This is a genomic window from Streptomyces sp. NPDC006365 (assembly GCF_042870755.1).
GTDB classification, from domain to species: domain Bacteria; phylum Actinomycetota; class Actinomycetes; order Streptomycetales; family Streptomycetaceae; genus Streptomyces; species Streptomyces xiangluensis.
The window spans coordinates 1-16,643 of record NZ_JBIAHS010000006.1; the positions used below are offsets into that span (position 1 = coordinate 1).

18 protein-coding genes are annotated in these 16,643 nt (G+C 70.0%); 8 read left to right on the plus strand and 10 right to left on the minus strand.

Annotated elements, in window-relative coordinates; translation table 11 throughout:
• Nucleotides 1–50: 50 nt before the first annotated feature.
• The gene (locus tag ACFYO0_RS18400; protein ID WP_388676620.1) at nt 51–425 is read right to left on the minus strand and encodes a BlaI/MecI/CopY family transcriptional regulator; all 375 of its coding nucleotides are present in this window, start codon (nt 423–425) and stop codon (nt 51–53) included.
• An 85-nt stretch (nt 426–510) separates the two neighbouring features.
• Between ACFYO0_RS18400 and ACFYO0_RS18405 the strand changes: the two genes are divergently transcribed.
• The 5 genes from ACFYO0_RS18405 to ACFYO0_RS18425 all read left to right on the plus strand — a co-directional run bounded on the left by ACFYO0_RS18405 (nt 511) and on the right by ACFYO0_RS18425 (nt 7,713).
• The gene (locus ACFYO0_RS18405; protein WP_388676622.1) at nt 511–924 is read left to right on the plus strand and encodes a DUF6153 family protein; all 414 of its coding nucleotides are present in this window, start codon (nt 511–513) and stop codon (nt 922–924) included.
• An 87-nt stretch (nt 925–1,011) separates the two neighbouring features.
• Complete coding sequence (locus ACFYO0_RS18410; RefSeq protein ID WP_388676624.1) at nt 1,012–1,644, plus strand: DUF305 domain-containing protein; 633 nt, start codon at nt 1,012–1,014, stop codon at nt 1,642–1,644.
• Between the two features lie 1,465 nt (nt 1,645–3,109).
• Entirely contained in the window at nt 3,110–4,231 is a 1,122-nt protein-coding gene (locus tag ACFYO0_RS18415) for a PLP-dependent cysteine synthase family protein (RefSeq protein ID WP_388676627.1), read from the plus strand.
• Between the two features lie 17 nt (nt 4,232–4,248).
• Nucleotides 4,249–5,526 (plus strand): MFS transporter, encoded by a 1,278-nt coding sequence (locus ACFYO0_RS18420; protein ID WP_388676629.1) that lies wholly within the window; start codon nt 4,249–4,251, stop codon nt 5,524–5,526.
• A 510-nt stretch (nt 5,527–6,036) separates the two neighbouring features.
• Nucleotides 6,037–7,713, plus strand: a complete 1,677-nt coding sequence (locus ACFYO0_RS18425) for a VanW family protein (RefSeq protein WP_388677582.1) — start codon at nt 6,037–6,039, stop codon at nt 7,711–7,713.
• Between the two features lie 153 nt (nt 7,714–7,866).
• Here the strand turns inward: ACFYO0_RS18425 and ACFYO0_RS18430 are convergent, their stop codons facing one another.
• The 4 genes from ACFYO0_RS18430 to ACFYO0_RS18445 form a co-directional block, all read right to left on the minus strand.
• Nucleotides 7,867–8,028, minus strand: coding sequence for a hypothetical protein (locus ACFYO0_RS18430; RefSeq protein WP_388676632.1), 162 nt, complete (start codon nt 8,026–8,028; stop codon nt 7,867–7,869).
• A 54-nt stretch (nt 8,029–8,082) separates the two neighbouring features.
• On the minus strand, nt 8,083–8,736 hold the full coding sequence (locus ACFYO0_RS18435) for a DUF3105 domain-containing protein (protein WP_388676635.1): 654 nt from the start codon (nt 8,734–8,736) through the stop codon (nt 8,083–8,085).
• 120 nt (nt 8,737–8,856) lie between these two features.
• Nucleotides 8,857–9,288, minus strand: a complete 432-nt coding sequence (locus ACFYO0_RS18440) for a hypothetical protein (RefSeq protein WP_388676638.1) — start codon at nt 9,286–9,288, stop codon at nt 8,857–8,859.
• A gap of 11 nt (nt 9,289–9,299) precedes the next feature.
• Nucleotides 9,300–9,422, minus strand: coding sequence for a hypothetical protein (locus ACFYO0_RS18445; RefSeq protein WP_388676641.1), 123 nt, complete (start codon nt 9,420–9,422; stop codon nt 9,300–9,302).
• A gap of 263 nt (nt 9,423–9,685) precedes the next feature.
• Here ACFYO0_RS18445 and ACFYO0_RS18450 point away from each other — a divergent pair, with 263 nt between their 5' ends.
• From ACFYO0_RS18450 to ACFYO0_RS18460, 3 genes are all read left to right on the plus strand, one after another.
• Nucleotides 9,686–11,044: an FAD-dependent oxidoreductase gene (locus ACFYO0_RS18450; protein WP_388677585.1), complete on the plus strand. Its 1,359-nt coding sequence runs from the start codon at nt 9,686–9,688 to the stop codon at nt 11,042–11,044.
• A 299-nt stretch (nt 11,045–11,343) separates the two neighbouring features.
• Nucleotides 11,344–11,547 carry a cold-shock protein gene (locus ACFYO0_RS18455; RefSeq protein WP_388676644.1) on the plus strand — a complete coding sequence of 68 codons (204 nt, stop codon included), beginning with the start codon at nt 11,344–11,346 and terminating at the stop codon, nt 11,545–11,547.
• 134 nt (nt 11,548–11,681) lie between these two features.
• Nucleotides 11,682–12,779, plus strand: a complete 1,098-nt coding sequence (locus ACFYO0_RS18460; protein ID WP_388676647.1) for a fatty acid desaturase family protein — start codon at nt 11,682–11,684, stop codon at nt 12,777–12,779.
• Here ACFYO0_RS18460 and ACFYO0_RS18465 read toward each other — a convergent pair whose 3' ends face one another.
• The 5 genes from ACFYO0_RS18465 to ACFYO0_RS18485 form a co-directional block, all read right to left on the minus strand.
• Nucleotides 12,780–13,649 carry an SDR family oxidoreductase gene (locus tag ACFYO0_RS18465; RefSeq protein ID WP_388676650.1) on the minus strand — a complete coding sequence of 290 codons (870 nt, stop codon included), beginning with the start codon at nt 13,647–13,649 and terminating at the stop codon, nt 12,780–12,782. It abuts the gene before it with no gap.
• 340 nt (nt 13,650–13,989) lie between these two features.
• Entirely contained in the window at nt 13,990–15,000 is a 1,011-nt protein-coding gene (locus ACFYO0_RS18470; protein ID WP_388676652.1) for a YbhN family protein, read from the minus strand.
• A gap of 231 nt (nt 15,001–15,231) precedes the next feature.
• Nucleotides 15,232–15,870, minus strand: a complete 639-nt coding sequence (locus ACFYO0_RS18475; RefSeq protein ID WP_388676654.1) for an ATP/GTP-binding protein — start codon at nt 15,868–15,870, stop codon at nt 15,232–15,234.
• Entirely contained in the window at nt 15,857–16,213 is a 357-nt protein-coding gene (locus tag ACFYO0_RS18480) for a DUF742 domain-containing protein (RefSeq protein WP_388676657.1), read from the minus strand. The genes ACFYO0_RS18475 and ACFYO0_RS18480 overlap by 14 nt, the downstream gene beginning before the upstream one ends.
• A gap of 1 nt (nt 16,214) precedes the next feature.
• Nucleotides 16,215–16,640 carry a roadblock/LC7 domain-containing protein gene (locus ACFYO0_RS18485; protein WP_033328462.1) on the minus strand — a complete coding sequence of 142 codons (426 nt, stop codon included), beginning with the start codon at nt 16,638–16,640 and terminating at the stop codon, nt 16,215–16,217.
• Between the last annotated feature and the right edge of the window lie 3 nt (nt 16,641–16,643).

The window sequence follows — 16,643 nt, forward strand, 5'->3', positions numbered from 1 at the left end:
GGCGAGGAACCCCACCGCTGCCGTGTAGCCGACCAGGGCCGGGGCCGCGTTCACGGTTTGGCCTTGTCCTGTCGTCCCACGGTCCGCAGGGCCTTGCGCAGGGCGGCCATCTCGTCATCGGACATGTTCTCGACGAAGTGGACCAGCGCGGCCGGGCGGTCCTTGCTCTCTCCCAAACCGTCCTCCATGAGCGCGGCGGAGTACGCCTCGCGGCTGCGCACCGGGGAGTACAACCAGGCGCGACCCTGCTTTCCCCGCAGCAGCCAGCCCTTGTTGTACAGGATGTTGGTGACGGTCATCACCGTGGTGTACGCGATGGGACGGACCTTGTTGATGTCGTCGACGACCTCCCGCACCGTCGCCGGACGGTTCCATGTCCAGAGACGATCCATGATCTCTGCCTCGAGATCCCCCAGCCGTCGCATCGCCCTGACTTCCTCTCGCCACCGAATACGTAAGCCCATAGTAGGCGGCGGGCCGATCAGTTTTTCAACGGCCTACGATGTGCCCGTGACCCGCTTACGGCAGCTCCCTCGACCGCACTCGACGGTGCGGTCCTGTGGGCTGCTCGTATGCGCTCTGCTGCTGGGCCTGCTCGGCATGCACGGACTCGGGCCGGTTCCCGGGAACGCCCCCGCCTCGGGACACGACCGGATGGTGTCGGTCGCGTACACGGACGTCATGGTGTCGATGCCCGGCGCTTGCGATCACGGTGAGGGCGGCTGTTCGGGCCACACGGACCATGCCGATCCGACCTGCGCTTCGGCCTCCGTACCCGGGGGGCCCGCGGTGGCACCGGCGCTCCTGCCCGGCGCGGTGGCCCGCGCCGGTGCGGCGGACGTGCCAACGTCGCGGGTCGGCAGCGATCCCGACGGCGGTCGCGCTCCGCCCTCACTCTCCGAACTCCAGCTCCTGCGGATCTAGAGCGCCCCACGCGTCGCCGTACGCCCACACAGGGCGGCGCCGCGTCTCGGCATGCACTTCACCAGATCCGAACGCAGGAGCTCAACCATGACTGCACAGCGCAAGCTCGTCCGTCGTACCGCACTCGCCGTCACCGCCGGTGCGGCGGCTCTCGTGCTGGCCGCCTGTGGTGGCGACGACGGCGGGCACGACATGGGGTCGATGAACTCCGACTCCAGCCCGTCCGCGTCCGCCTCGGCCAAGGCCGGCGATCACAACGACCAGGATGTCTCCTTCGCCAAAGAGATGATCCAGCACCACCGTCAGGCCGTCGACATGGCCGAACTGGCCGACAGCCGCGCCTCGTCACAGGAGGTCAAGGACCTCGCCGCGAAGATCAAGGGGGCCCAGGACCCGGAGATCAAGACGATGTCAGGCTGGCTCACCTCGTGGGGCGAGGAGGTCCCCGAGGACATGTCGGACATGGGTCACGACATGTCGTCCGGCATGCCCGGCATGATGAGCACCGAGGACATGGACAAGCTGGACAAGTCCTCCGGCGCCGAGTTCGACAAGATGTTCCTCGAGATGATGATCAAGCATCACGAGGGAGCCGTCGAGATGGCCGGGGATCAGAAGGCCGACGGCAAGTACGGCGACGCCATGAAGCTCGGTGACGCCGTGATCACGGCCCAGACGGCCGAGATCGAGCAGATGAACAAGATGCTCGACAAGAGCTGACGCGGCGACAGGAGCGGGGGTGCCGGGCGGTGCACGCTGCCTTCCGGCCCCCCGTTCCCTGTTCCCCGCGGCCGTGGAGCAGGGCAGAACAAGACGTTTGCGAACTGTGAAGTCCCCAGAAATTCGGCGCAATTGGCCCTATCAGGTGGCCTTGGCGCCGTCATGTGGCTGGGTTCACGCGTTGTTCTCCTGGGACGGCATGCCGGGTCCTCGCGGTCGGGTTAGGATCACGGCATGATTACGGCCTGGTCTCCATCTCGTATGCCAAGGAGCCGCTCATCAGCGGCTCTGTGGCGTGTGGTGGGGCTCGGCCTGTTCCTCTTCGGTCTGCTGTATACGCATGCCGCCAGTCCTGACGCCACGGTGAGTCACCTTGCCTCCGGAAAAGGCGTCTCGGCGGCAGACGTTCATTCCGGGTCCGCCGTCGAACACGTAGACGTCGCGAGTGCTATGTCGGCGCAGCCGACGGGCGGGCAGCCGGAGGGTCATCACGACGGCCACGGACAGCAGCACGCCGATGCGGACTGTGTGATGGGGCAGCCTTCGCAGGGTCCCGATGTGGCGGTGCCCTGCCTGTCTCCGTTGAGCTCGGAGAGCGGCGACGAGGGGCCCGGCTCCGCGCCCGCCCGCCATGCCGCCGCGGCACGGGGCTTCGCGGTTCCGAGAACGCAAGCGGCGGACTCCACGGTTCTTCGTATCTAGGTCGGCGCTTTCCGGACCGGTCGACCCCTTCCCGGCATCCCTGGACCCGGCCCAAGACCGCGTCATGCCTTCTCCCGGCGACCGGTACATCACGTACGGCCTCCCGCGCACAGTGCCCACGGCGTGGCGCGGGGACGGTCGACGGCTCTCTCCCTCACCCCCCACTGATCCCTGCCCCGACCGGGAGTGTTCCCGTACGGGCGGTGACCGCCCAGCGGAGGACCTGTGCCGCACATCCCTGCCTTCTCCAGTTCCCGTGCTTTACGGGTACGTCCGTTCCGGAGAAGCCTGCTCATACGGAGCACGCTGTTCGCCCTGCTGTTCATGCTGCCGGCGTGCCTCGGCGATCAACGCCACGCGCCTGAGCCGCCCGTTCGATCGGCGGCGGCCTCGAGTGAAGCCCCTCCGCCCGCCGAGGGCTTCGACGGTGAGAACCCCGACGCGTCCGAGTCTCCCGACCGTTGCCACGGTCCCCGCCTCGGACAGGCCTTCGTCCCGCAGCCGTCCCTTCGGGTCCCGCCGCCGCCAGCCGTCACAGCGCTGTCGCTGACGGACGCCACAGCAACTCCCGTACGACAGCCCTCTGGCGCTGTGCGACGACTGCTGCCGAGTGGTGGCCGGTCCGCTCTCACCGCCATCTGCAGGTGGCGCATATAGAGGCCGCCCCGCGGGGCGGCCCTCGGCGCCCCGCCGCGCGGCGTGCCTTGGCCGTCGCGCGAGATGAGCATCCGCACGCGTCCGTATCGATACGAGAGCGAACGAAATGCACTCACTGACCACGAGCGACCCCACCCCTGCCGGCCCCACGCTCCAGGGGCTCGTTGGCAACACCCCCGTTCTGCGGATCTCCCAGCCGTTCACCGAGCCGGACCGCGGCTTCTGGGCGAAGCTGGAGGGCTTCAACCCCGGCGGCATCAAGGACCGCCCGGCACTGCACATGGTCGAACGGGCCCGAGCACGCGGCGACTTGCGGCCGGGACGCCCGATCATCGAGTCGACCAGCGGCACCCTCGGCCTCGGCCTCGCCCTGGCCGGAATGGTCTACGGCCACCCCGTAACCCTGGTCACCGACCCCGGCCTCGAACCGTCGATGAACCGGCTGCTCGCCGCCTACGGCGCGACCGTCGACATGGTCCCCGAACCGCACCCGACCGGAGGCTGGCAGCAGGCCCGCCGCGACCGCGTCGCCGAACTCATGGCGGAACACCCCGGAGCCTGGTGCCCCGACCAGTACAACAACCCCGACAACGTCGCCGCCTACACTCCGCTCGCCCTCGAACTCGCCTCGCAGATGGGCCACATCGACGTACTCGTCTGCAGCGTCGGCACAGGAGGCCACTCCGCGGGGACCTCACGTGTCCTGCGTCAGCTGTACCCCGAGCTGCGGGTGGTGGGCGTGGACACTGTGGGCTCGACCATCTTCGGCCAGCCCGCCCGGCCCCGCCTGATGCGCGGTCTCGGCTCCAGCATCTACCCGCGCAACGTGGCGTACGAGAACTTCAGCGAGGCGCACTGGGTGGCCCCGGGCGAATCCGTCTGGGCCTGCAGGCAGTTGGCCGCCTCCCACTACGCCACCGGTGGCTGGAGTGTCGGCGCGGTCGCGCTGGTGGCCGGCTGGGTCGCGCGTACGACCCCGCCGGGCACCCGTATCGTGGCGATCTTCCCCGATGGGCCCCAGCGCTATCTGGAGACGGTCTACGACGACGCATACTGCGCCGAACATGGGCTGTTGGGCGTGACTCCGGCGCCCGAGCCGGAGGTCGTCGGCCGTCCCGATGAGAAGGAAGTCACCCGCTGGGCCCGCTGCACGGCGGTCACCGATCCGGTTGCCCTGGTGGCGGAGACCGTTTCGGAGACGGTTACGGGGGCGGGTGGTTCGCGGTGAAGGCGACACTCACGCAGATGCGCTCCTACGACCGGAGTGTCCAGCTGTTGATGGTCAATCAGTTCACCATCAACCTCGGCTTCTACATGCTGATGCCCTACCTGGCCGCCCACCTGTCCGGCACCCTCGGACTGGCCGGCTGGGTCGTCGGACTCGTCCTCGGCGTACGGAACTTCAGCCAGCAGGGCATGTTCCTCGTCGGCGGAACGCTCGCCGACCGCCTCGGCTACAAGCCGATGATCGTGGCCGGATGCGTGCTGCGTACGGTCGGCTTCGCGACGCTCGGCCTGGTCGACTCGCTGGCCGCGCTGATCGCCGCGTCGGCGGCCACCGGGCTCGCCGGAGCGCTGTTCAACCCGGCGGTCCGGGCGTATCTCGCCGCGGACGCGGGGGAGCGCAGGGTGGAGGCGTTCGCGCTGTTCAACGTCTTCTACCAGGCCGGCATCCTGCTCGGCCCGCTCGTGGGCATGGTGCTGACCGGGGTGGACTTCCGCATCACCTGCCTGGTGTCGGCCGCGATCTTCGCGCTGCTGTCCGTCGTGCAGATCCGCGCGCTGCCCGCCCGGCGGGCCGAGGACACCAAGGGCAAGGAGAGCAAGGGCCGGGACAGTGTGCTCGCCCAGTGGCGCGGCATCCTCGCCAACCGGCCGTTCCTGCTCTTCTCCGGCGCCATGATCGGTTCGTACGTCCTCACCTTCCAGGTGTATCTGTCCCTGCCGCTGGAGGTGCGCAGGCTCGGCGGTGACGGCGAGTTCGGCACGGCCGCCGTGGCGGTGCTCTTCGCGGTCTCCGGACTGAGCACCATCGTCGGGCAGACGAGGGTGACCGCCTGGTGCAAGGCCCGGTACGAACCCGGCCAGGCGCTGACCCGAGGGCTGGCGATCATGGGGCTGGCGTTCGTGCCGTTGCTGGTGGCCACCGCCGTGCCCGTACCCAGGTCAGGAGTGGGGCTGTGGCTGCTGGCGGCGGTGCCCCCGACGCTTGCCGCGCTGCTGCTCGCGGTCGGCACGATGATCGCGTACCCCTTCGAGATGGACACCATCGTGCGTCTCTCCGGTGACCGTCTCGTGGCCACGCACTACGGGCTGTACAACACCATCTGTGGGGTCGGCATCACGCTCGGCAACCTGCTGACCGGTGCCGCGCTGGACGCGGCCCGCGAGGCGGGGATGCCGGCGCTGCCGTGGGTCTCGCTGTGCGCGCTCGGCCTCGCCTGCGCGGCCGCCCTGTACGGCCTGCACCGCACCGGCCGCCTGGTGACCCCCGAGCCCGAGCCGCAGCCCGTCGCTGCCTGACCCACCGCAGGTCCTCTGACCAGGGGCGGGCGCCGCATGGTGTCCGCCCCTGCTGTTCAGGCACCGGAACCGACACCGCTGCGGCTTCGCCGCCGCCCAGCCTCTCGGCGCCGGCTGCACTGCGGGTGTGCAGCCGGCGCCGAGAGGCTGGGCGGGCAGTCGGGCGAGACGCCGAAGGGCGACGCATCCGTCTGCCCCCTTCACGACGTCAGCAGTAGTGACCGACGTTACCCCCCTACCACTAACTGGCTTAGTGAGTTGGGAGTTAGGGTGTGGCGACCAGCCGAGGGGCTGACCCGGCGGAGAGACGGAACGGCACTGCCGCCGCTCGGGCTCTCCGGACCAGTGCCGAAGTCTTCGGAATCACCGCAAACCTCTTCTTCATCGCCCGGCGAGCGGCCCCCGGCGCGGGGCCTGCCCGCACGCGACAGTCACAGCCGAGGAGAACCAGTGAGTCGCCCATCCCTTCTCGATCCACCCGCCGACGCCGCGTCGGCCGGTCGTCGCCGAATAGGCCGTCGTGTCGCGCTCGTGGCGGGGGTGGCGGGCGTCGGCTTCGGCGGGCTGTATCTGGTGGGTCTGCTGACCTCTGGTGACGATGTCCCCGAGGGCACGCGGGTGAGCGGCGTCGACATCGGAGGGCTGAGCCGCGCGCAGGCGCGGGAGAGGCTGGACAGCGGCCTTGGCGGGGCCTGGTCGGAGCCGGTCAAGGTGCGCCTCGGCGACACTGCCGGCACCGTCGGCGTGGACGGCATCTCGTTGGACAGTGAGGAGACCGTCGCTCGTGCCGCGCAAATGGGGTCCGACCCGTTCACCGTGATCGGCCGCCTGTTCACGAGTGGTGAGCGCGAGGTCGAACCGGTGATCCGCGTGGACGAGACGAAAGCCCGTGCGTCACTGGCCGAGAAGGCGAAGACCTACGACCGGAAGGCGCGGGATGGTGACGTCATCTTCCAGGCGGGCGAGCCGGTGCCGAAGCGGCCGGTCACCGGGCGGGCCCTGGACGTGGACGGTGCGGTCGAGGCCCTGGCGTCGGCGGTCCCCGGGCAGGGGAAGGAGCCGGTGCGGCTGCCGGTCCGCACCACCGAACCGGAGGTCGGCGCGGCCGAGGTGAACCGCGCGATGAAGGAACTCGCCACGCCGGCGATGTCGGCCCCGGTCACACTCACCGCGGGTGGCCGCGACATCGAGATCAGCCCGGCGACGCTCGGCAAGCACCTCACGATGAAGCCGGACGGGGAGAAGCGGCTGACCCTCGCACTGGACGGCAAGGGGCTCCTGGCCGATCCCGCGGTGGTGAGTCCGCTCGCACTGGTCACCGACAAGGCGGTCAACGCCAAGCTGCGCCTGGACGGCGGGCGAGTGGCAGTGGCCTCGGACGGCAAGATCGGACAGGAGGTCACGTCCGAGGCGCTCAAGAAGGCCGTACTGCCGCTGCTGACCAAGACCGGCGCGGCCCGGACCGGAGCAGTGGCCACCAAGGAGGTGCAGCCCGAGCTGACCCGCGACAACGTCGGCCGCCTGGGCATCAAGGAGAGGGTGTCGAGCTTCACGGAGAACTTCGAGCCCGAGGCCTACCGCGTCACGAACATCGGCCGCGCCGCGGAACTGATCGACGGGTCCGTCGTGTTGCCCGGCGAGACCTGGAGCCTGAACGGCACCGTGGGCGAGCGGACCGAGGCCAACGGGTTCGTGGAAGGCATCATCATCAACAACAACCAGTACGAGAAGGCGGCCGGAGGCGGCGTCTCCACGGTCGCCACCACGGTCTTCAACGCCATCTTCTTCGCCGGCGTGAAGCCGGTGGAGTACGGAGCTCACTCCTTCTACATCGAGCGCTATCCGGAGGGCCGGGAGGCGACGGTGGCCTGGGGCCTCCTCGACCTGAAGTTCAGGAACGACTCGGGCAACGCCATCTACATCGACGCGCAGGCGACGGACACCTCTGTCACGGTCACCTTCCTCGGCACCAAGAAGTACGACACCGTGGAAGCGGCCAAGGGCCCGCGCACCAACGTGAAGCAGCCCGAAACCCGCGAGGGCTCCGGAGAGAAGTGCGTGCCGCAGACCCCGCTCGAAGGCTTCGACGTCGCGGTCGACCGGGTCTTCAAGGACAGCGGCAAGGAGGTCAAGCGGGAGACCTTCAAGACGCGGTATGTGCCCCGCGACGAGGTCACCTGCGACTGAGGGACCGTCGGTGACGATCGCCGAACCCGGCGGCGCACTTCCCGCCTCAGCCGTCTTCCGGTTCGTAGCACGCGGGAGCCGCCGGGCCGGCTGACGGAGTGCCCCGGTGGCCGGGACGCTCGCCCCGGCCACCGGCCCTTACGGACGGCGTCATCAGCGAGGCGCCGAGCCGCGCTCCTTGAGCATTTCGGCCATGAGCCTCATCTCAGACTGCTGGCCCTCGGCCATCCCCTGCGCCAGTTGCCGCTCCTGGGACACCTCGCACTGCTCGGCGCAGGCGCGATCGTCGCCGGGTGCGGCCACCGGCCAGAGCACCAGACCAGGGGCGACAAGGGCCGCCGCCGCGGCGACGGCCCATGGGATCGCTCATCAGACGGTGAGGCCTCCTGTGCAGGCGGCGCCGGGTTCGGGGGTCTGCGAGCCCTGGACGTACTTGGACAAGAACTGCTCGACCCTGGGATCGGCGGCCTTGTCCACGCTGAGCTGCGTGCCCCAGGCGGACAGCATGATGGTGCCGGACTGGTCGTCGCTCGGGCTCATCAGCGTGTACGGGGTGCTCGAGACCTTGTCGCTCAGTGCCTTGACGTCGGCGTCGGCGGTCTTGTCGCTGTACGTGATCCAGACAGCGCCGTGTTCGAGCGAGTGGACGGCGTTCTCGTTGGTGATGGGCTTGGTGTAGACGGTGCCGTCGCAGGTCATCCACGCCTGGTTGTGGTCGCCTCCGACGGGCGGGTTCATCGGGTAGTCGACGGTGCCCTGGACGTGGTTCTGGCCGAGCTTCTTCTTGTCCCAGGTCTTCTCGCCGCGTACGGGCTTCTTCGCCGCGGCGGCCTGTTGCTCGTCCTTCTCGTTGGCGCTGTTGAGGGCGTACCCGCCCCAGCCGACCAGCCCGGCGACGATGACCGTGCTGAGTGTGATGGTGATGATGCGGTTGCGGCGCTCGCGGGCCCGCTCGGCGCGGCGCATCTCCTCTATCTTGGCCCGCCGCGCCTCGGCGGCCGCCTTCTTGCTCGTCTTGCTCATGGCTGTGTGTTCCTCGTCCCCGCCGCGCGGTGTCGTCGCGCGGCGGTGGGTGCAGATGTGGGGGTCGATGGGCGGAAGTCGGCTGCTTGTGCGCGAGCGCGCACGGCGCCGGGCATCCGTCTAGGTCCGTTGCACCTGGAGGACGTGGAGGTCGGGAGCCTGACAGGCCGGCGCGGCTCCCGGGGAGCGTGAGGCAGTGTCCGGCAGCAGGGGAAGGCCCGGCATACGGGACAGGACCGCTGGGAGGGGCTGGGCGGGAGTGGCGAGCACGGCTCGCAGACCCTCGGCGGCCAGGCGGCAGCACGCATCGCCGGGCAGGCAGTCGGATGAGTGCGCGGCTGTCGTCCCGTGGTGTCCTGCCGGTGTGCCCGCCGGGACGGCAGCGGAGGACACGGTGGTCATGGAGGCGGTGGCCGGGGCGCTCTGGCCGTGGGCGGTGACCCCCAGGCAGAACGCCAGCGCTGCGAGCAGCACGGCCATGGCAGGGCAGAACGCCGCGACCCGCGTAGTCCACCGCGTTCCGCGGGCCGTGTGCTGTCTCCGGCTCTGCATCACAGGTGATATTAGGCGGTTCCTGTGGTGGAGCCGGCGGGTTTGCCCGGACGCTCAGCGGCGCACGCGCAGCGGTGTGCCGCGGCCCACACCGCGTCCGTGATCGCGGCCTTCCGTTCGCCGAACTGGGCCATGCGCCTTCCTCGCGGAGCGAACCGGGTGGCCTGTGGACATCCTGAGCGGCAACGCGCCCTGACGGCGGGGCCGGGGGAGTGATCCGGGGCGGGTGTGTTCGGGACGCGCAGAAGGGCCGGAACGCGGCCAACCCCTCTTTGCGGAGCGGGATACTGGTGCCTTCTCACGACGTGGCGACCAGGGGAGCGGATCGGTGAACTCTGCCCAAGAAACGGGCCGTTGGGGTGTGGGCGGTGGCCGGGGCGGGCGGCATGCGGTCGTCGTGGGCGGGAGCCTCGCGGGGCTGCTCGCGGCGCATGTCCTGGCCGGGCACGCCGAGCGGGTGACCGTCGTCGAGCGCGACCGGTTCCCGGACGGCACGAAGCCGCGGCCCGGCGTACCGCAGGGCCGCCATCCGCATGTCCTGCTGGAGGGCGGGCAGGTGGCCCTGGAGTCGCTGCTGCCGGGCTTCCTGGCGGAGCTGCTGGCGGCGGGGGCGCCGCGCGTGGGCATGCCCTCGGACATGGTGCAGCGGCAGGACGGGCGCTGGCTCCGGCGGCTGCCCGCGACGACGCACATCTACACCGGTTCCCGCGCGCAGCTCGAGGAACTGGTGCGGCGGCGCGTCCTCGCCAACCCGGTGATCAGCGCGGTGGAGGGGACGGATGTCGTCGGGCTCCTCGGTGACGCCTCGCGCGTGCGGGGTGTGCTGCTGCGGGACCGCTCCGGCGACGACCGCGACAAGCAGCGGGCCCTCGAGGCCGACCTGGTCGTCGACGCCTCCGGCGGCGGCACGAAGGTCCCGCAGTGGTTCACGGCGATCGGGGCCGAGGCCCCGCACGAGGAGACCATCGAGACGGGGCTCGCGTACGCCTCCCGCATCTACCGCGGCAAGAGCGGCGTCCTGGACGGCGACACCCTCGGCTACTACGTCTACCCCAGCCCCACCGAGGTCCACGGCGGCGGTGCGCTGCCCCTGGAAGACGGCACCCATCTGGTGATCGTCTCAGGGCTGCGCGGCGACGAACCGCCCACGGACGACGACGAGTTCGTGACGTACACCAAGAGGCTGCCGCATCCGCTCCTGCACCGGTGGCTGGACGAGGCCGAACCGCTCTCGCCGGCGTTCGGCTACCGGCGGACCGCGAACATCCGCCGCCGCTACGACCTGCCCGGCCGTCGCCCGGCCGGGTTCCTCGCCACCGGCGACGCCCTGTGCACCTTCAACCCGATCTACGGGCAGGGCATGGCCGTCGCCGCGATGAGCGCGGTCGCCCTGCGCGACGCACTGGCCGATCAGCGCCGGACCCCCACGACGCGGCGTGTGCAGCGGGCTCTCCTGGCGGCGTCCCGGCAGGCATGGGACATCTCCGCCGGGGCAGACCGCAAGATGCCGGGTGCGGTCGGCACCGCGGTTGCCGGCGAGCCCGCGGACCGCGTCGCCGACTGGTACCTGCGGCGAGTCCAGGAGCGCTACCCCGGCGACCCCGTCGTGGGGCGCGCCTTCCGCTCCGTACTGACCCTCTCCGCGCCCGTCGCCACCCTGTTCGCCCCGCCCGTGGCCCGGGCCGTCCTCTTCCGTCCGCCGGCGCCGGCGCCCACCGAGCCGCCGGCGACACCGGAGGACCGACGGCCTGAGTGAGGCCGGCAGCCGACGGCATCTTTTCGCGCCGGTCCACGCATCAGCCCGTCCCTCCCGGAAACCCGCTGAGCGGGCAGGCTCGAGCCCAGTGGCCGGAGGGCCGGGAACGTTCCCGGCCCTCCGGACGTTGTAGGCAGTGGTTGTAGTTGAAGTTTGCGAACGTGGAAGCGCCCGCGGAGTTCTGACAGCGGGCGCTTTGTCGTTTTTGGGGGGTTTTCTTCGACGGCTGGCGACCAGCAGCCCGGGATCGTGCGAGCGCGCGTTTCCCGCACTTTTCGCCATCTCGGAGGAGACATCACATGGCTCAAGGAACCGTGAAGTGGTTCAACCCGGACAAGGGATTCGGCTTCATCGCCCCCGATGAGGGCGGCGCCGACATCTTCGTCCACCACTCGGCGATCGACACGGGTGGTTTCCGCTCTCTGGAGGAGAACCAGCGGGTGGAGTTCACCGCCGGCCAGGGCCCCAAGGGCATGCAGGCCGACCAGGTCCGCGCGCTCTGAGGACACCCCGTCGAACCCCATTCCGAGGCAGGCCCGCGCCGCGGGCCTGTTTCGTGCTGCCTCCATACGGTGCCGCGTCCGGCATCCCTCCCCATGCCGGGCAGGCAGCGCCCGTGCACCCCGAAAGGAACCCTGTGGCCACTGACATCAGCGCCCGGAGCACTGATCCGGCGGACTACGCCGCGACGACCGAACCGCCGCCCGGCAGCCGGGGCAGCGACTACGCCGTTCTGTCCCGAGAGGTGAAGCGGAGCGGGCTGCTGAAGAGGCGACCCGGCTACTACTCCGTCAAGATCGGGGGGAACCTGCTTCTGCTGGCCGCCGGATGGACCGCGTTCGCGCTGATCGGACCGTCGTGGTGGCAGATGGTGACCGCCGCCTTCCTCGCGGTGATGTTCACCCAGACCGGGTTCATCGGGCACGATGCCGGCCATCACCAGATCTCCGGCTCCAAGCGCGTCAACAACCTGCTCGGCCGCGTGCACGCCGACCTGCTGATCGGTCTCAGCTACGGCTGGTGGATCTCCAAGCACAACCGGCACCACTCCCACCCCAACCACATCGACCGCGACCCGGACATCGCCGACGGTGCGATCGCCTTCACTCAGGACCACGCCCGCGTCCGCAGCGGAGCGTACGCCTGGCTGGCCCGCCACCAGGCCTGGCTGTTCTTTCCGATGCTGCTTCTGGAGGGACTCGCCCTGCACGTCGCCGGCGTGCGGGCGCTGCTCGAGCGCACCGGTGCCCGTACTTCGCGGAGGACGAAGGTGGCTGAGGCGGGCCTGCTGACGGCGCATCTCGGCGGCTACTTCGGCGCCGTGTTCTGGGTGCTGCCTCCCCTGCAGGCCGTGTGCTTCGTCGCCGTGCACCAAGGGTTGTTCGGGCTGTACATGGGATGCTCGTTCGCCCCCAACCACAAGGGCATGCCGATGTTCGCCAAGGACGACAAGATCGATTTCCTTCGTCGACAGGTACTGACCTCACGCAACATCCGCGGCCGACGGCTCACCGACTTCGTGCTCGGCGGGCTGAACTACCAGATCGAACACCACCTGTTCCCCTCCATGCCGCGGCCCAGCCTGCGCCATGCCCAAGAACTCGTGCGCACGTTCTGCGCCCGGCACGACATCGCCTACCACGAGACCGGGCTCTTCCAGTCCTACGCCCAAGTGCTGCAGCACCTCCACGCGGTCGGCGGCCCGCTGCGCCTGCGCCCCGAGCTGGAGTACTGATCACCTGTCGGCCCCTCCCCGGGCGGCGCGGATGACGTCGGCGAGGGGGGTGGCGGGGTGTCCGGTGAGGCGGGGGACTGCGTCGCTGACGCCGTCGAGCCGGCCGGCCGCGATGGCCGTGTAGGTGGACACCCAAGCGTCGAGCTGCCACTGCGGGGCACCGTAGGAGGCGCGGGAGGCGTATGCCTCCTCGACCGTCTCGGGGTGGTACGTGACGGTGCGGCCGAGCACCTCCGACACGATCTCCGCCGCCTCGTCCAGCGTCAGGGACTCGGGGCCGGTCAGGTCGTAGACGGCTCCGGCGTGCCCGGCCGGCCGGGCAAGGACCGCGGCGGCGGCGTCGGCGATGTCGTCGTGGGATACGAAGGCCGCACGTCCCTGCCCGGCCGGACCGCGGATGACACCGTCCTCACCAGCCAGGTCGGGGACGAACTCGGCGTACAGATTGTCGCGCAGGAAGGTGTACGCCATCCCGCTGGCCCGGATGTGCTCCTCGGTGTGGAAGTGGTCACGGGCCAGCGTGAACACGGCGTCGGGCGCGGCGCCGAAGAAGGACACGTAGACGAGGTGCCCGACGCCCGCCTCTGCCGCGGCGTCCACGAAAGCCCTGTGCTGGTCGAGCCGGTCGGCGCTCTCGGAAGCGGACACCATGAACACGGTCTTCGCCCCGCTCAGGCCGCGGACCACGGCGTCATGGTCGTGGTAACTGCCGCCGATCGCCGTGGCGCCGGGCAGTTCGGGCGCCCGCTCGGGGTTACGCACCAGCAACCGCTGCGCCATGCCGCGCTCGGCCAGGCGGCGGGCGACGCGCCCACCCAGGCGTCCCGTTGCTCCGGTGACCACCAGCGTTGATTCGGGAAGGTCGGTCATGATTGGCGTCACTTTTCGGTCGGGTGGGTTTGCCGTCCGGCCGAGTCTCACATGTGCACGGGCGCCGCGTCAGGGTCGGTGGACGGCACGCCGCGCCGGTGGAGGATCATGCCCCGCCTCAAGCGGTTGGACCACCTGTACGAGCACTACAGCAACCCGGTCCTGCAGACCCTGGTGTCCGTCAGGTGTACGTCGCGGGACACCGTGCCGACCCACCGCCCCGCGGACGGCGCTCACCCCGTGTACGGCCAGCACCTGTACCTCGGGACCAAAACCGGAATCGTCGCCCTCGACATGTCGTCCTACGGGAAGCCTGGTTGCCCCCGAGTGTCGGCCCGGGTCACAAGACCCTGCGCTGCACCAGCCACGAGAGCACGAGCATCCCCGGCAGCAGCGGCACCCAGATCGTCAGGACCCGGTAGCCGATGATCGTTGCCGTGGCCAGGCTCATGGGGGCGCCGAAGAGGACCATGGTGAACACCAGTGCCGCGTCGATGGGGCCGATGCCGCCCGGCGCGGGTACGGCTCCGACCGCCGTGCTGGCCACGAGAAGCGCGAAGGTCACCTGTGCCCAGGTCAGCGGTAGGCCCAGTGCGAAGCCGACCGAGGCGATCACGCCGGCTTGGAGCAGCGGGGTGGCGGCGGCTCCGCCCCAGAGCGCGAGGATGCGGCTGGGCCGGGTGTGCAGGATCCGTGCGTCGGTCAGGGCGGTGCGTACGAACTTGAGGATCGGGCGCCGCAGCGGACGTACGAACGTCAGAAGCAGCGCGGCCACGGCCAGACCGATCGCCACGCCTCCGGTGATCAGGTGCATCGTTCGTTCGTCCGGGACGAGTTCATCCAGCCCCAGCACGCCCGGGAAGAACACCAGGAAGACGAGGAGTATCAGCGTCTTCGCCAGGGGTTTGACCAGCGAGTACAGCGCGAGTGAGGCGGTGCCCCTGGTGAGGGATATGCCCTGGCGCTGGAGGAAGCGGAGCGTGACGGCGTGGGCGCCGATGCTCGCCGGGAGCACATGGTTCGCGGTGCCGGCGGCGACCTGGGAGGCGAGCAGCAGCCCCGGTGGGAGCCGTTCCGGCAGGGCGCCCTGCCGGACACACGCGGCTGCCACCCAGCCCATGCACATGAAGAAGAAAGCGGACAGCAGCCACCAGGGGTCGGCGGACGCCAGTTGGGCGGCGCCGTCGTACACGGTGCGCCAGTCGAGAGCCGCCCAGGCCGCGACCAGAAGGAGCGGGAGCAGACTCAGTGCCCGAAGGGCGTGGCGGGTACGGGAGGGGGAGCGGAGGGGGCCGAGGGTGGTGGTGGCGGGGAGCGGCCCGGGGAGTTTGTCGAGCGGGAGCAAGGACACAGCGCACGTCGTCCTTTCGCGGCACGCCCGTGGGGGGCGGGCGTGACGGATACAAGGCGTGGCAAAGGGGGACAGCGGGAACCGTTCCCTCCCGGTGTGACGGCATGGTGTCCTGGAGCCGAAGAGGCGCCAGCGGGCGGGCGACGGTGCCGAGGATGATGCCCTGTTTCCGCAGCAAGAACGCCTCTCTGTGGCCTTTGTCTCCCTGTGACTTGTCTCCTAGGGCTCCTCTTACGACGCCGAGGACTTCGCCGAAGCGGCGATCAACTGGTCCAGCAGAGCGATCAGGACGTCCCGGGACGACTCGCGCTCGCGTGCGTCGCAGAGCAGCACCTTGGTGCCCTCGGGGAGCGCCAGGGACTCCCGGATCTCCTCGGGCGTGTACGGATGCTGCCCGTGGAAGCCGTTGACGCCTACGACGAACGGGATGCCCCGCCGCTCGAAGAAGTCGATCGCGGCGAAGCTGGACTCGGGTCTGCGTACGTCGAGGAGGACCACGGCCCCCAGCGCGCCGATCGCGAGGTCGTTCCACATGAACCAGAACCGCTGCTGTCCGGGCGTACCGAAGAGATACAGCACCAGGTCCTGGCCCATCGTGATCCGGCCGAAGTCCAGCGCCACGGTGGTGGCCTTCTTCCCGTCGAGGCCCTGGAGGTCGTCGACGCCCAGGCTCGCGGAGGTCAGCCGTTCCTCGGTGCGCAGCGGGACGATCTCGCTGACCGATCCGACCATGGTGGTCTTCCCGACTCCGAAGCCGCCGGCGATCAGGATCTTGACCGTGTCGGGTGCCGAGTTTCCCTGGGCCTGGGCCCTTTGGGCCGAATTCCCTTGGACTTCAGTCCCGTTGACTGGTGCGTCAGAGCCGGCCAAGGCCGTCCCTCACTTTCTGCAGCAGGTCCATGTCTGGTGTCCCGGAGACAGGACGCGGCGCATGAACGGTGATTCGGCCCGCCGCCAGCAGATCGCACAGCATGATGGAGACCACGCTCACCGGCAGGTCGAGGTGGGCCGCCAGCTCCGCGACGGCGACCGGCTTCGCGCACAACCGCACGATCCGGGCGTGCTCGGGCTGTGTCCGGGCAGCCCAGGCGGGCGGTGGGTCCACCGCGGACACCGTCGTGATGAGGGAGAAGTCACTGCGGTCGGGCCGGGTCCTGCCGCCGGTCAGCGCGAACGGCCGTACGAGACGACCCGCCGCCTCGCCTCCGCTCACCTCACTCGCCGCGGTCGGCGGCGACCGTGCCCCGCGGCGCCGCACTCAGGTGCTCGCCGATCTTCTTCACGAGCAGGTTCATCTGGTACGCCACCACGCCGACGTCCGCGCCCTGGTGGGTGAGCACGGCGAGATGGGCGCCGGTTCCGGCGGCGGTGATGATCAGGTAGCCGTTGCGCATCTCGATGAGCGCCTGGCGTACGGGGCCACCGCGGAAGTCCATGCTGACGCCCTTGCTGAGACTCACCAGTCCGGAGGCGGTCGCCGCCAGCCGCTCGGCATCGTCGCGCAGGAACGCCGTGGACCTGCTGACGACCAGGCCGTCGTCGGAGAGCACGACGGCGTGGTTCACCTCGGCGACCCGGTCCACCAGTCCGGTGAGCAGCTGGTCGAGCTGGCTGTGCGTGGCGGGGATGGGGCGTGTCATTTC

What these genes read in the sequence shown, in the direction of transcription:
- ACFYO0_RS18400 (WP_388676620.1), bottom strand. Translation starts at nt 425, where the DNA reads ATGCGACGGCTGGGGGATCTCGAGGCAGAGATCATGGATCGTCTCTGG.
- ACFYO0_RS18410 (WP_388676624.1), top strand. Translation starts at nt 1,012, where the DNA reads ATGACTGCACAGCGCAAGCTCGTCCGTCGTACCGCACTCGCCGTCACC.
- ACFYO0_RS18415 (WP_388676627.1), top strand. Translation starts at nt 3,110, where the DNA reads ATGCACTCACTGACCACGAGCGACCCCACCCCTGCCGGCCCCACGCTC.
- ACFYO0_RS18420 (WP_388676629.1), top strand. Translation starts at nt 4,249, where the DNA reads ATGCGCTCCTACGACCGGAGTGTCCAGCTGTTGATGGTCAATCAGTTC.
- ACFYO0_RS18435 (WP_388676635.1), bottom strand. Translation starts at nt 8,736, where the DNA reads ATGAGCAAGACGAGCAAGAAGGCGGCCGCCGAGGCGCGGCGGGCCAAG.
- ACFYO0_RS18440 (WP_388676638.1), bottom strand. Translation starts at nt 9,288, where the DNA reads ATGCAGAGCCGGAGACAGCACACGGCCCGCGGAACGCGGTGGACTACG.
- ACFYO0_RS18445 (WP_388676641.1), bottom strand. Translation starts at nt 9,422, where the DNA reads ATGGCCCAGTTCGGCGAACGGAAGGCCGCGATCACGGACGCGGTGTGG.
- ACFYO0_RS18455 (WP_388676644.1), top strand. Translation starts at nt 11,344, where the DNA reads ATGGCTCAAGGAACCGTGAAGTGGTTCAACCCGGACAAGGGATTCGGC.
- ACFYO0_RS18465 (WP_388676650.1), bottom strand. Translation starts at nt 13,649, where the DNA reads ATGACCGACCTTCCCGAATCAACGCTGGTGGTCACCGGAGCAACGGGA.
- ACFYO0_RS18485 (WP_033328462.1), bottom strand. Translation starts at nt 16,640, where the DNA reads ATGACACGCCCCATCCCCGCCACGCACAGCCAGCTCGACCAGCTGCTC.